Genomic DNA, 13,973 nt, shown 5'->3' on the forward strand with positions numbered 1-13,973 from the left:
TCCCCTTGCCGGGGAGGAGGGCCTCGCCCTCGTAAACTTGCGGTGCTAGTTTACGAGCGTCGCCCACCCCGGGACGCCGCCAGGAGGAGCACACGATGCGCCCAGTCCACTTCGCCGCCGCCCGCCGCACACCCATCGGCAAGCTGCGCGGAGCACTGTCCACGGTCCGCCCCGACGACCTCGCGGCCACCGTCCTGCGCGGCCTGCTGGACGGCGTGCCCGCACTCGACCCGGCCAGGATCGACGACGTCTACTGGGGCGCCGCCAACCAGGCGGGCGAGGACAACCGCAATGTGGCACGGATGGCCGTCCTGCTCGCCGGACTCCCCGACAGCGTGCCCGGCGCCACCGTCAACCGGCTCTGCGCGTCCGGCATGGAGGCCGTCACCGCCGCCGCCCGCACGATCGCCGCGGGTGAGGCGGACATCGTGCTCGCCGGCGGCTCCGAGTCGATGAGCCGTGCCCCCTTCGTCCTGCCGCGCCCCGACGACGCGCTGCCGCACACGATGCAGACTTACGACACCCGGCTCGGCTGGCGGCTCACCAACGACCGGATGCGCGAGCTGCACGGCGTGCTCTCCATGGGCGAGACCGCCGAGGAGGTCGCCGCCCGGCACGGTGTGAGCCGCACCGACCAGGACGCCTTCGCGTTGCGCAGCCACCGCAATGCCGCCGCCGCCCGCAAGAACGGCCTCTTCGACGCCGAGATCCTGCCCGTCACCCGGCCGGACGGCGTGGTCGTCACCCAGGACGAGTGCATCCGCGAGGACACCACCGCCGAGCGGCTGGCCGCCCTCAAACCGGTCTTCCGCAAGGACGGCACCGGCACCGTCACCGCCGGCAACGCCTCGCCGATGAACGACGGCGCCGCCGGGCTGCTGCTGGTCAGCGAGGAGGCGCTGCGCGACCTCGGCCTGGAGTCGCTCGGCCGGTACGCGGCCGGCGCCAGCGCCGGCGTGCACCCCGACGTGATGGGTCTCGGACCGGTGCCCGCGACCCGGAAGGTGCTCGACCGGCTCGGCAGGGACATCGGCGGCATCGAGGAGGCCGAGTTCAACGAGGCGTTCGCCGCCCAGGCGCTCGCCTCCGTACGGGCGCTGGGCATCGACCCGGACCTGGTCAACCCCGACGGCGGCGCGATCGCCCTCGGCCACCCGCTGGGCTGCTCCGGCGCCCGCATCCTCACCACCTTGCTGCACCGCATGAACCGCACCGGCACCCGCCGTGGTCTGGCCACGATGTGCGTCGGCGTCGGCCAGGGCAGCGCCGTCCTGGTCGACCGCGACTGACGGCCGCGGGCGCTCCGCGGCGTCCCGGAAGTGACGCGAACCACCTCCGTGACACCCCGGAGCGGGCCGGAAAGCCCGCCGCCGTCCCGCGCCGTCTGGGAGAATCGACCCCGTGCCCACATCACTGAACGGACGTACCGGCCGACGAGTTGACGTGACGTGAGCGGCGCCGGGGACGGCGGGCCGCGGCTGCTCGCGATCAGCGATCTGCACGTCGGATACGAGGCCAACCGCCTCATCGTGGAGCGGATGCGGCCGGAGACCGACGAGGACTGGCTGATCGTCGCCGGCGACGTGGCGGAACGCTCCACCGACATCCTGTGGGCGCTGCGCACCCTCAAGCAGCACTTCTCCACCGTCGTCTGGCTGCCGGGCAACCACGAGCTGTGGACCCCGCCTGACGACCCGGTGCAACTGCGCGGCGACGCGCGCTACCGGCACCTCGTGGAGCGGATCCGCGGCCTCGGCGTCATCACCCCCGAGGACCCGTACCCGATCTGGGAGGGCGAGGAAGGGCCGGTCGCCGTCGTCCCGATGTTCCTGCTGTACGACTACACCTGGCGGGACGGCACACCCGGCGCCACCACCAAGGAAGAGGCGCTGGCGCACTCCCGGGACCTCGGCGTGATCTGCAACGACGAGCGTTTCCTGCACCCCGACCCGCTGCCCGGCCTCGACGACTGGTGCCGGGCCCGCGTCGCGGAGACCGAGGCCCGCCTCGAAGCCCTCGACCCCGCGCTGCCGACCGTGCTGGCCAACCACTTCCCGCTGCACCCCGACCCGACCCGGATCCTGCGCTACCCGTCCTTCGCCCTGTGGTGCGGCACCGAGCGCACCGAGCAGTGGCACACCCGCTTCCGCGCCACCGAGGTCGTCTACGGCCATCTGCACATCCCGCGCGTGATGTGGCGCGACGGCGTCCGCTTCACCGAGGTCTCGCTCGGCTACCCGCGCGAATGGGGCCGCCGCGAGGCCGGGCCCGCCGGGCCGCGGCGGATCCTGACCGGACGGCAGGGCGTACGCCGGTGATCGAGGACGTGGTGCCGGCCGCCGTCCGCACCCGGGCCGCCTACGGCGCCGAGCTGGACGGCGCCCCGCTGTTCCCCGAGGAGGCCGCGGCCGTCGCCAAGGCCGTCGCGCGGCGCCGCGCCGAATACGCGGCGGGCCGCGCCTGCGCCCGCGCCGCGCTGGCCGCGCTCGGCCACGAGCCGGGGCCGATCCCGCGCGACCCGGACCGCGGCGCGCCCGTCTGGCCGGCCGGTGTCGTCGGCAGCATCACGCACTGCGACGGCTACCGGGCCGCGGCCGTCGCCCGCACGACGGATGTGCACACCCTCGGCATCGACGCGGAACCGCACGGCCCGCTCCCGGACGGCGTGCTCAAGGTCGTCACCGCCACCGGCGAGGAGACCGCCAATCTGGAGCGGCTCGGCAAGGAAGCACCCGAAGTCCACTGGGACCGGCTGCTGTTCAGCGCCAAGGAGACCGTCTACAAGGCGTGGTATCCCTTCCACCGGAAGATGCTCGGCTTCGAGGAGGCCGAACTGCTCTTCACCCGCGACCCCGGCGCCGAGGACCGCGGCGGCTACACCGCGCGCCTGCTGATCCCCGGCCCGCTGCTCGCCGAGGGCGTCGGCCCCGACGTCTTCACCGGCCGCTGGACCGTCCGCGACGGTTTCGTGGTGACCGCCATCGTCGTCCCCAACGAGGCGGCCGCGCCCCGGAGTTGACCGAACTGCGGCGGCACCGCACGACGCACCGCGGGCGGACGCCGACCGGCGTGTGCTGCGGCGACAGCGCGTACTCGGCCGATACGGAGGCCCGGCGCCGCGCGACCTCCGGTGCCGTCAGGCGGACTCGCGGCGCACCAGCGTGGTCTTGAAGATCACCGAACGGGTCTGCTGCGCCGGGTCGTCCATCAGCGCCATCAGCAGCTTCGCCATCTCCGCCGCCATGTCCTCGACCGGCTGGCGGATCGTGGTGAGCAGCGGCCGGGAGGACAGGGCCGCACTGCTGTCGTCGAAGCCGATCACGGCCACGTCGTCGGGGACGCGCCTGCCGTGGTCGCGCAGCACGAGCAGGGCGCCCTGCGCCATCAGGTCGTTGGCGACGAACACCCCGTCGGTGTCCGGCTGTTCGGCGAGCAGCTGCTTCATCGCGCGCTCGCCGCCCTCCTGGGTGAAGCTGCCCTCGACACTCGGCACATACGCGAAGCCGTGCTCGGCCATCGCCTCGCGGAAGCCCGTCAGACGGTCCTGGCCCGCGGGCGAGTCGGCGGGGCCCGCGATCGTGGTGATCCGCCGGCAGCCGCGGCCCAGCAGATGTTCGGCGGCGAGCTTCGCGCCCGTCTGCTGCGCGATGTCGACGTAACTGATCGGGAGGGGTGTGGCGGGCCGGGCGAACAGCACGGTCGGCACGCCCGCCTCGGTGAGCATCGCCGGCAGCGGGTCGTCCGGCGCGATCGACACCAGCACCACGCCGTCGATGTGCTCCTGCCGCAGATTGGGCACCAGGGAGCGGCGTACGCCCGCGGAGTCGGCGAGCATCAGCACCGGATGCACACCGCGCGGCCGCAGCACGGTGAGCAGACCGCCCACTATCCGGCCGAAGAACGGGTCGCTGAAGACCTGGCCGAGGAACGGGTCGTCGGCCGCGTGGTGGTCGGGGACGGAGAAGACCAGCGCGACCGAGTCCGTGCGCCGGGTGACCAGCGACCTGGCGGCCCGGTTCGGTACGTAACCGGTGGCCGCGACGGCCTGCTGCACGACCTTCTGGATCTCCGGGTCGACATTGCGCGTCCCGTTGACCACCCGGGACACCGTCGCCCGCGACACCCCCGCGGACCGGGCGACATCTTCCAGGGTGGGCAGGCGGGGCCCGGCCGGACGGCTGCTCGTCATGGTGCAGTTATACCACGCACGGAGAGCGCTCTCCCCGGGTCCTGCCACGACAACACGCAGATGGGGCGGGGTACGGCGGCCCCCCACAGGCCCGCCGCGCCCCGCCCCGGTCTCAGCCGCGCGCGCCGCTCACGCGTACACGCCGAATTCGTACAGCGAGTACCCGTACGCGGTGCCGCGCTGGGTCAGGTTCAGCCGCACATAGCGGCCGGACCCGTTCACGTCGAGCGTCTCCACGCCGCCCGTCCCGGTGGTGGTGCTGTAGACGTTCGTCCAGTTGGTGCCGTCGTTCGACACCTGCACCTGGTACGCCTTCCCGTAGGCGGACTCCCAGCCGAGCTGGATGTGCTTGATCGTGGTGGTCTGCCCGAGATCGACCCGCAGCCACTGCGCGTCGGTCCAGTCGGTCGCCCACCGGGTGTCCCAGCGGCCGTCGACGGTGTTGGACGGCGGGTACGGCGCCCCGTTGCCGGTCTGCTGGTACGACGAGGCGGTGGCCGACTTGCCGAGCGCCACATTCGTGCCGGGCACCGTCGGCGCCACCACACGGAAGGACTTGGTCTCGATGCCGACATTGCCGTGCCCGTCGTAGGCGTAGACGTAGACCTTCCACACCCCGAGCGTCTTGGGCGCGGTCACCTTGAACGTGCCGTTGCCGGTCTGGGTGAAGGTCACCTGTTGCAGGCCGGTGCCGCTGTCCACGTACTTGGTGGAGTACATGAGCTGGTAGCGGATCGCGTCGCCGTCCGGATCGCTCGCCGTCGCCGACACGTCGAAGGTGCCGCCGGCCGGGACGGACGTGCTGTTGCCGACCGTCATCGAGCTGATCACCGGCGGGGTGTTCGCCTGCGGGGTGCCGCCGTAGTCCTTGGCGACCGAGTAGTACATCAGCCGGTTCCAGCCCGCCGGGCGGACGTTGAACCACACACCGCCGAAGTCGTTCTCGTTGCCGTAGTGGAAGATCGTCGCGCCGAGCGCGACCCCGGTGTGGCCCTTGATGCAGTTCCACGCCGACAGATACGCGTCCCGCTTCTGGACGTCGGTCGGCTCGGTGGGCACCCCGTTGGCGTCGTTGGGCACCTCCCACTCGCCGGCCTCGCCGGTCTCGGTCACGATGTACGGCTTGCTGTAACCGCCGTTGATCCAGTCCTGCTTCACATTGCAGACCGCGCCGTAGGAGTTGACCGCGTAGAGGTCGAGCGACGGCGTGTACTGCTTGTAGTACGGCCACGCGCCGGTCCACGCGTCGGTCGACGTCACCGGGTGGTTGGGGTCGATCGCGTGGATCGCCTGCACGACCTGCTCGACGTACTTGGCGTAGGCGATCCGCTGCTGCTCGATCTGGTCGCCGGAGTAGTGGTCCTGTGTGGTGAGGATGACCTCGTTGCCGACGTCCCACATCAGCACGCCCGGGTGGTTCTTGTAGGTGGTCACCCAGTTCTTGATGTCGTTGAGCGTATTGGTCTTGTACGTCGTGTCGTTGACGTAGTCCGCGCCCTGGTTGAGCCAGAAGCCGTTGACGACCTTCAGGCCGAACTGCGCGGCCGAGTCCAGCAGCGGCTTGCTGCTCGCGTCGGTGCCCCAGGTGCGCAGGGTGTTGACGCCCATCGCCTTCAGGTCGCGCATGTGCGCGTTCGCCGTGTCGTTGGACGGACCCCAGGTCATGCCCTTGACGGTGTACGGCGCCCCGTTGACGGTCAGCTGCCAGTTGCCCTGACTGCCCGTCACGTGGACGTTGCTCGCGCCGGTCGGGACCGGCGGGTCGGTGAGCGGCGCCGGGACGCTGCCCGGTGCGGTCTGCGAGACCGTCACCTTGTCGATGCTCAGCACACCGCCGGAGGAGGTGTCGGCGGCCGGCGACGTGCAGCCGCAGACCGCGTTGGGGTACGAACCGCCGATCCGCAGGCTGAAGTCGACGAAGACGCCGTGGTGCACGGCCGCGTCCCAGGTGGCGACGCCGACCTGCGACTCGCTGACCTGCCACACCTGATTGCCGTCGAGGTAGTAGCGGATCTGCTCGTCGGACGTCGTGCGGTCGATGATCTCGGAGTACGTGTGGTAGCCGGTCTGGCAGCCTGCGCAGGTCGCGAGACCGCTGGTCTTGCCGTTGTACTCGTCGCAGTTGCCGCCGGGCGCGGTGCCGCAGTGGAAGGTCGCCGACAGCTGCGAACGGCCGTTGACGTTCTCCATGATGTCGCTCTCGCCGACCGCCGGCCAGGCGCCGGTGTTGCCGCGGAAGGCGGCGCCCATGGCGCGGAAGGACGGCCAGTAGCCCAGCGCCTTGGCCGGGTCGGGCTGCTTGAGGGTGGCGGAGATCTGGAGCCGGCCGCCGGCCGGGGCCTGGAAGTCGGTGCGCTTGCTCTCGACCCGGCCGGACGTCCAATTGGTGCCGGACTTCAGGGCGGTGAGATTGAGGTGGCCGCCGCCGTCCAGGCCGACGTTGGCGGGGGAGTCGGTGGCGGTGTCGACCTCGCCGGTGCCCCAGTTGGCGGGGCCGCCGGGGTAGGCGGTGCCGGTGTCGATGATCCAGTTCGCACTGCTGGGCGAGCTGCCGGACGCGCCGTTGAAGTCGTCGTTCCACACGGTGGTCCAGTCGCCGGGCGGCGGGGTGCCCGTACCGCCGTTGTCGCCGCCACCGCCGGTGGTGCCGCCCGTGGTGCCGCCGGAGCCCGCGGTGCCGTAGACCTGGAACTCCCACAGCGAGTAGCCGTAGCCGTTGACGCGCGCGGTGCCGTTCATCCGGACGTAACGGCCGGTGCCGCTCACATTGAGGGTCTGACTGCCACCGTTGCCGCTGGTGGTGGAGTAGACCGTCGTCCAGCCGCCGGTCCCGGTGTCGGAGACCTGGATCTGGTACGAGGTCGCGTAATTCTCCCAGTTCAGCACGACCTTGCCGATCGTGGCGGTGGCGCCGAGGTCGACCTGGAGCCACTGCGGGTCGCTCCATGCACTGGCCCAGCGGGTGCCGGCGTCACCGTCCACGGCGGCCGAGGCCGCGTAGCCGGCGCCCTCGGTGCTGGAGGCGGTGGCGGGCTTGCCCTGCGAGAGCAGGGTGTCGGCGGCGTGCGCGGGCGTGGTGGGGACGGCCAGCGCGTACAGCGCGAGGCCCACCGCCAGCATCAGCAGCAGGGCCGCGCGCAGCGACGGGGGAAGGGATCTGAGCCGGGCGGTCGGTGGGGGTGAGGCTCTCATGCCGGTCTCCTGCGGGGGGAGGGTGAAGGAGGAGGGCGCGGCTCTCCGGGACGGCGGCTTCCAGGCATGGAGCATCGGGAGAGCGCTCTCTCAGTGCGCCGATGGTGACGGTCCGGTTTCCGGCGTGTCAAGGCATCGGACGCGGGACGGCGACCTCTCCCGGGCGTGATGCCGGACAACTCCCGTATTGTGGATGTCTGTTCCGCCCACCCGTGGGCCGTACGGGCCGGGATCGCGGGCGGATCGGGCCCCCGGGTCTTGACACACGACCCTGCGGGGCGTGAATGTACCGGCACTGGGAGAGCGCTCTCCCATGTCAACTCTTGTTCCTTGCCTGTTCCTTGCCTGCCATCGAATCCGAGGAAGTCCCATGAGCGACACAGGAAGCAGACGCAGGACGTGGCTCGCGGGAGGCGGCGCCGTACTGGCCGCCGCGCTCCTCGCCACCGGCTGCGGCAGCGACTCCACGTCCAAGTCCGGCTCCGGCGGCGACGCCAACGCCAAGATCACGCTCACCGTGAACCTGTTCTCGGACTTCGGCTACAAGGACCTCTACGCGCAGTACCACAAGCTGCACCCGAACATCACGATCAAGGAGAACCGCGCCGACCTCGGCGCCCACCACCAGAATCTGCACGCCCACTTGGTGGCCGGCAGCGGCACCGCCGACATCGAGGCGATCGAGATCGGCCAGGTGGCCGGCTTCCAGTCGCAGGCGAGCAAATTCGTCAACTTCCTCGACGAGGGCGTCGACAAGAACCAGTGGGTGCCGTCCAAGACCGCCCCCGCCTCCAGCCGCGACGGCTCCTCGCTCTTCGGCCTCGGCACCGACATGGGCGGCATGGCGCTGTGCTACCGCGCCGACCTGTTCAAGAAGGCCGGGCTGCCCACCGACCGGGCCGCGGTCTCCTCGCTGGTGGCGAACTGGGACTCCTACTTCGCCACCGGGAAGCAGTTCCTGGCCAAGAGCCCGGACAAGAAGGTCAAGTGGTTCGACGCGGGCAGCAATGTCTTCTCCGCGATGACCGCCCAGGCGCCGCAGGCGTTCTACGACGCCGACGGCAAGGTGATCGCCGACTCCAACCCCGCGGTCAAGCAAGCCTTCGACGCCGTCGCGGGCGCGATCAAGGACGGTGAGTCGGCGGGCATCGCGGCCTTCACCCCGGCCTGGGACACCGGCTTCCGCAAGAGCCAGTTCGCCACCGTCACCTGCCCGGCCTGGATGAGCTACGAGTTCAAGGCCAATCCGCCCGCCGACGGCGGCAAGTGGGACATCGCCACCATCCCCGGCGGCGGCGGGAACTGGGGCGGCTCGTATCTGACCGTGCCCAAGCAGGGCAAGCACACCAAGGCCGCCGTCGAGCTGGCGAAGTGGCTGACCGCGCCCGCCCAGGAAGCCTGGCTCTTCAAGAACAAGGGCTTCTTCCCGTCCGACCAGGCGCTGTGGTCCTCGCCCGACATCGCGAACCTGACCGACCCGATGTTCAGCGGCGCGCCCACCGGCAAGATCTTCTCCGAGTCCGCGAAGAACCTGAAGCCGCAGCCGCTCGGCCCGCACGGCGCCGACATCGGCAACATCTACGGCAACGCGCTCGTCTCCGTCGAGCAGGGCAAGGCGGGCACGGACAAGGCGTGGAGCAACGCCAACGCCGAGATCAAGAACATCGGCGAGTAGCGCCTGCCCGGCGCCCGGGCCCCGAGCCCGGGCGCCGGGACCGACGTGGCCGCCGGATCGCGGCCGGCGGCCACCGGCGCCCGCCGCCCGTGCGAGGACCGCCGTCCCGGGCGGCCCGCGCGGGCGGCGGGGCACACACCACGTGAGCCGGACCCGCTCGCGTCCCATGACGGGCCGGCGGGGGCTGCGCACCCTTCCCACTCCCCGCCCACCGCGTACCCCCGCCGGCCACCACCCAGGAGCAGATGCATGGCCGTCTCGACCGGCACCCCGCCCGCAGCCTCGCGGAGCAACGTCCCCCGCGGACCGGAACCCGGCGCCGCCCCCGTACGGGGCAACCGCTGGCACCGGGCCGAGCGCCGCCTGTCGCCGTACGCCTACATCTCGCCGTTCTTCATCGTCTTCGGCGTCTTCGGGCTCTTCCCGCTGCTCTACACGGCGTATGTGTCGCTCACCGCGTGGCGCGCGGACACCGACGGCAGCCAGCACGACTTCGTCGGTCTCGACAACTACCGCACCCTGCTGCACGACCAGTTCTTCTGGAACGCGCTGCGCAACACCCTGGGCATCGGTCTGCTGTCCACCGTCCCGCAACTGCTGCTCGCGCTGGGCCTGGCCCATCTGCTCAACTACCGGCTGCGCGGGCGCACGTTCATCCGGATGGGCGTGCTGCTGCCCAATGTCACCTCGGTGGCGGCCGTCACGATCATCTTCGTCCAGCTCTTCGGCCGGGACTTCGGTCTGATCAACTGGTTCCTCGGCCTCTTCGGCGTCCCGCACACCGACTGGCAGGCCGGCACCTGGTCCTCCTGGATCGGCATCTCGACCATCGTCACCTGGCGCTGGACCGGCTACAACGCGCTGATCTACCTGGCCGCCATGCAGGCCGTCCCCTTCGAGCTGTACGAGGCCGCCGCGATCGACGGGGCCAGCCGCTGGCGGCAGTTCAGATCCATCACCATCCCGGTGCTGCGCCCGACCATCCTGTTCACCGTCATCACCTCCACCATCGGCGCGCTCCAGATGTTCGGCGAGCCACTGCTGTTCAGCGCCAGCCAGACCCCGATGGCGGGCGGCTCGCAGCACCAGTTCCAGACGATGGCGCTGTACTCGTACGACCAGTTCTGGGGGAAGTTCAAATACGGTTACGGCGCCGCGATCTCCTGGGCGATGTTCCTGGTCATCGTGGTGATCGTCGCCGTCAACTTCCTTCTGGCCCGCCGCATGAAGGGAGTCGAGGCCGCATGACCACCCTGCCGCTCGTCAAACGCCCGCGCCGCAGGTCCGGCCGGGACCGGCAGCTCTCGGCGGGCAAGGGCGTCTACGTGGCGCTCGCCGTCGTCGTGGCCCTGTCGGTCTTCCCGCTGTACTGGACGCTGGTGGCCGCCTCGCGGGACAACGCCTCGCTCAGCCAGGTGCCGCCCGCGCTGCTGCCCGGCAGCCACCTGTTCACCAATCTGCGCCGGGCCTTCGACCAGGCCGACATGCAACTGGCCCTGGTCAACTCGCTGATCGTGGCGGGCACCGTGACCGTCTGCGTCGTGCTGACCTCCACGCTCGCCGGATTCGCCTTCGCCAAACTGCGGTTCCCCGGCCGCGGTCCGCTGCTGGGCTCGGTGGTGGCGACGATGATGGTGCCCACCCAGCTCGGCATCATCCCGCTCTACATCATGATGGCGAACTGGCTGCACTGGGCCAATCACCTCCAGGCGCTCATCGTGCCCGCCGCCGCCAACGCCTTCGGCGTGTTCTTCATGCGGCAGTACCTGGTCACCGCCATCCCCGACGAACTGCTCGACGCCGGACGGATGGACGGCTGCACCACCCGGGGCCTGTACTGGCACATCGCGCTGCCCGCCGCCCGCCCGGCGATGGCCGTGCTCGGCATGCTCACCTTCATGGCCAGCTGGAACGACTTCTACTGGCCCAAGGTCGTCATGACCCAGCAGAACCCCACGGTGCAGCTCTCCCTGTCCGAGCTGGCCAGTGGCTACATCCAGGACTACTCCCTGGTGCTCACCGGGGCGCTCGTCTCCAGCCTGCCGATCATCGCGGTCTTCCTGCTGATGGGCCGTCACATCCTGGACGGCATCATGCAGGGGGCCATGAAGGGATGACCATGATCACTCCCGAGCCCGTTTCCGCTCCCGCTCCCGCACCGGCTCCCGGCCGGGGCACCGGGGCCGCACCCCGGCCGCCGGCCGGACCGGAACCCGGCCCGTCGGACGCCGGGTCCGGTCCCTCGGACGCCGGATCCGGCCCCTCGGACGCCGAGTTGGACGCGCTCGTCGCCAAGCTCGACCTGTCGGCCAAGGTCCGGCTGCTGTCCGGCGCGAGTTCGTTCAGGACGCAGGGCGAACCGGCCGTGGGACTGCGGGCGATGGGCGTCTCCGACGGGCCCGCGGGGGTGCGCGGCGAGCGCTGGGACGAACGCGACACCGCCCTCGTACTGCCCTCGCCCACGGCGCTCGCGGCGAGCTGGGACGAGGATCTCGTCGGCGAACTCGGCGGCCTGCTCGCCGCCGAGGCGCGCCGCAAGCACATCGACATCCTGCTCGCGCCCACCCTCAATCTGCACCGGACCCCGGCCGCTGGGCGGCACTTCGAGTGCTACTCCGAGGACCCGCTGCTGACCGGCAGGATCGCGGCCGCGTACATCGGCGGTGTCCAGGCGGGCGGGGTGGCCGCCACCGCCAAGCACTACGTCGCCAACGACTCCGAGACGGAGCGCCTCACGCTCGACGCCCGGGTCGACGAACGCACCCTGCGCGAGCTGTACATGGCGCCCTTCGAGACGGCGGTGCGCGCGGGTGTGTGGGTGGTGATGTCCGCCTACAACGGGGTCAACGGCGTGACCATGTCGGAGAGTCCGCTGCTGGCCGAGCCGCTGAAGGGCAGTTGGGGCTTCGACGGTGTCGTGGTCTCCGACTGGGGCGCGGTTCGCTCGACCGAGGCCGCGGCGCTCGCCGCGCAGGACCTGTCCATGCCGGGGCCGAACCCCCTGTGGGGCGAGCCGCTGGAGGCCGCGGTGCGCGAGGGCCGGGTGCCGGAGGCGGCGCTCGACGACAAGGTCCGGCGCATCCTGCGGCTCGCCGCGCGGGTCGGCGCGCTGGAGGGCTTCCCGGGCGCGGTGCCCGGGCCCGCGGCCCCGCCCGAACCCGGCGCGGCCCGCGCCCTGCTGCGGCGGGCGGTCGGCGCCGCGACCGTCCTGCTGCGCAACGAGGGCGGGCTGCTGCCGCTCGGCCCGGCGGCGGGTATCGAGGGGCCCGCCGCCGGGACCGCCACCGCGCCGGCCGCCGGTACCGGTGCTGATGCCGAAGCCGGCGACGCAGGGACCGTACGTACGCCGCGGATCGCCGTCCTCGGGCCGAACGCCGCCGCGGCCCGCGTCCAGGGCGGCGGCAGCGCGGCCGTCTTCCCGGTCGAGGTCGTCTCGCCGCTCGACGGCATCAGGGACGCGCTCGCCGGTACGGCCGAGGTCGTGCACGCCGAGGGCGTCGTGCTGACCACCCGGCCCACCCCGCTGCACCCCGGCAACTCCCGCGACCCGCGCAGCGGCGAACCCGGTGTGCTGGTCCGCTACCTCGCCGCCGACGGCACCGAGATCCACGCCGAGCACCGGCTCAGCGGCCGGATCCTGGAGTCGGGCGACGCACCGGAACTGGCCGCGACCGCCGCGGCCGTGGAGGTCAGCGCCCGGATCACGCCGGACGTCACGGGGGAGTGGCGGTTCGCCGTCGTGGGCCTGGGCGCGGTCACCCTGCGGGCCGACGAGGAGACCCTCATCGACACCTATGTGGCGCCCGAATCCCGGGACCCCACCTATGTGCACGTCACGCCGTCCTTCCGGGTGGCCTCCCGGCAGGTGACCGCCGGCCGGGAGCTGCTGCTGGTCGCCACCCGGCACTGGGAGGCCGACGACGGCTTCGCGGTGGCGCTGGCCGCCGACCCGCCGCGCCGCGACGAGGACGAGTCGATCGCCGAGGCCGTCGCCCTGGCCCGCGACGCGGACGTGGCCGTCGTCGTGGTCGGCACCACCGACGAGATCGAGAGCGAGGGCTTCGACCGTACGTCGCTCGCGCTGCCGGGCCGCCAGGACGAACTCGTCGCCGCGGTCGCCGCCGCGAACCCCCGCACCGTGGTGATCGTCAACTCCGGCGGGCCGGTCGAACTGCCGTGGCGGGAGAGCGTTCCCGCGGTCCTGCTGAGCTGGTTCCCCGGCCAGGAGACCGGCCACGGGCTCGCCGACGTCCTCCTCGGCCACGCGGAACCCGGCGGGCGGCTCCCCACCACCTGGGCCGGCCGCGCCGAGGGCGCCCCGCTGCCGTCCACCACACCCGAGGACGGGGTGCTGCCCTACGGGGAGGGGCCGTATATCGGCCATCGTGCGTGGCGCGGGGCGGGCGCGGAACCGGCGTACTGGTTCGGCCACGGGCTCGGCTACACCACCTGGGACTACCGGTGGATCGAGCTGCCGGACGACCTCGCCCGTACCGTCGAATCCGCAGGTGAGGACGGGCTCGCCGAGGTGACGGTACGGGTCGCGGTACGCAATACCGGCAGCCGCGCCGGACGCGAGGTGGTGCAGGTCTACCTCGGTACCGGGCCGGACGGGGACCATGACAACGGTGGACCGCGATTGGCCGGATTTGCCGCGGTCCGGGCCGAGCCCGGCCAGGATGTCGTGGCGGAAGTGCGCGTAACGGCGCGGTCCTTCCAGCGGTGGTCCACCGCGGAGGGACGCTGGCTGCGCCGCCCGGCCCCGTACACGCTGTACGCCGGCCCCTCGGCCGACCGGCTGCCGCTCTCCGCACCGTCCGCGTCCTGACCGGACGGACCGAGACCGGGGCGCCCCCCTCACCTGACAGTCGGGGGCGTCCCCCGGGCGGAGCCCGGAGATCGGGGCCCGAGACCCGG

At 71.8% G+C, this 13,973-nt stretch carries 9 protein-coding genes and 1 pseudogene; 7 read left to right on the forward strand and 3 right to left on the reverse strand.

Annotation, left to right across the window (positions count from 1 at the left end):
• Positions 1–95 precede the first annotated feature (95 nt).
• The 3 genes from BM076_RS02460 to BM076_RS02470 all read left to right on the forward strand — a co-directional run bounded on the left by BM076_RS02460 (position 96) and on the right by BM076_RS02470 (position 3,019).
• Complete coding sequence (locus BM076_RS02460) at positions 96–1,289, forward strand: thiolase family protein (RefSeq protein ID WP_093711610.1); 1,194 nt, start codon at positions 96–98, stop codon at positions 1,287–1,289.
• 159 nt (positions 1,290–1,448) lie between these two features.
• Positions 1,449–2,318 carry a metallophosphoesterase family protein gene (locus BM076_RS02465; protein ID WP_093711611.1) on the forward strand — a complete coding sequence of 290 codons (870 nt, stop codon included), beginning with the start codon at positions 1,449–1,451 and terminating at the stop codon, positions 2,316–2,318.
• On the forward strand, positions 2,315–3,019 hold the full coding sequence (locus BM076_RS02470) for a 4'-phosphopantetheinyl transferase family protein (RefSeq protein WP_093711612.1): 705 nt from the start codon (positions 2,315–2,317) through the stop codon (positions 3,017–3,019). The genes BM076_RS02465 and BM076_RS02470 overlap by 4 nt, the downstream gene beginning before the upstream one ends.
• 117 nt (positions 3,020–3,136) lie before the next feature.
• Here BM076_RS02470 and BM076_RS02475 read toward each other — a convergent pair whose 3' ends face one another.
• From BM076_RS02475 to BM076_RS38270, 3 genes and pseudogenes are all read right to left on the reverse strand, one after another.
• A complete protein-coding gene (locus tag BM076_RS02475; RefSeq protein WP_093711613.1) occupies positions 3,137–4,189 on the reverse strand; it encodes a LacI family DNA-binding transcriptional regulator in 1,053 nt (350 codons plus the stop codon).
• 129 nt (positions 4,190–4,318) lie between these two features.
• Complete coding sequence (locus BM076_RS38265) at positions 4,319–6,016, reverse strand: discoidin domain-containing protein (RefSeq protein WP_407640608.1); 1,698 nt, start codon at positions 6,014–6,016, stop codon at positions 4,319–4,321.
• 876 nt (positions 6,017–6,892) lie between these two features.
• Positions 6,893–7,456: pseudogene (locus BM076_RS38270) on the reverse strand (discoidin domain-containing protein); the annotation flags it as partial.
• Between the two features lie 295 nt (positions 7,457–7,751).
• Here BM076_RS38270 and BM076_RS02485 point away from each other — a divergent pair.
• The 4 genes from BM076_RS02485 to BM076_RS02500 all read left to right on the forward strand — a co-directional run bounded on the left by BM076_RS02485 (position 7,752) and on the right by BM076_RS02500 (position 13,884).
• The gene (locus tag BM076_RS02485) at positions 7,752–9,056 is read left to right on the forward strand and encodes an ABC transporter substrate-binding protein (protein WP_093711614.1); all 1,305 of its coding nucleotides are present in this window, start codon (positions 7,752–7,754) and stop codon (positions 9,054–9,056) included.
• A gap of 249 nt (positions 9,057–9,305) precedes the next feature.
• Entirely contained in the window at positions 9,306–10,304 is a 999-nt protein-coding gene (locus BM076_RS02490) for a carbohydrate ABC transporter permease (RefSeq protein ID WP_093711615.1), read from the forward strand.
• Positions 10,301–11,173, forward strand: coding sequence for a carbohydrate ABC transporter permease (locus tag BM076_RS02495; protein WP_093711616.1), 873 nt, complete (start codon positions 10,301–10,303; stop codon positions 11,171–11,173). The genes BM076_RS02490 and BM076_RS02495 overlap by 4 nt, the downstream gene beginning before the upstream one ends.
• Positions 11,174–11,175: 2 nt before the next feature.
• Positions 11,176–13,884, forward strand: coding sequence for a glycoside hydrolase family 3 C-terminal domain-containing protein (locus tag BM076_RS02500; RefSeq protein ID WP_093711617.1), 2,709 nt, complete (start codon positions 11,176–11,178; stop codon positions 13,882–13,884).
• Positions 13,885–13,973 lie beyond the last annotated feature (89 nt).

Source organism: Actinacidiphila alni (genome assembly GCF_900112845.1).
GTDB lineage: Bacteria > Actinomycetota > Actinomycetes > Streptomycetales > Streptomycetaceae > Actinacidiphila > Actinacidiphila alni.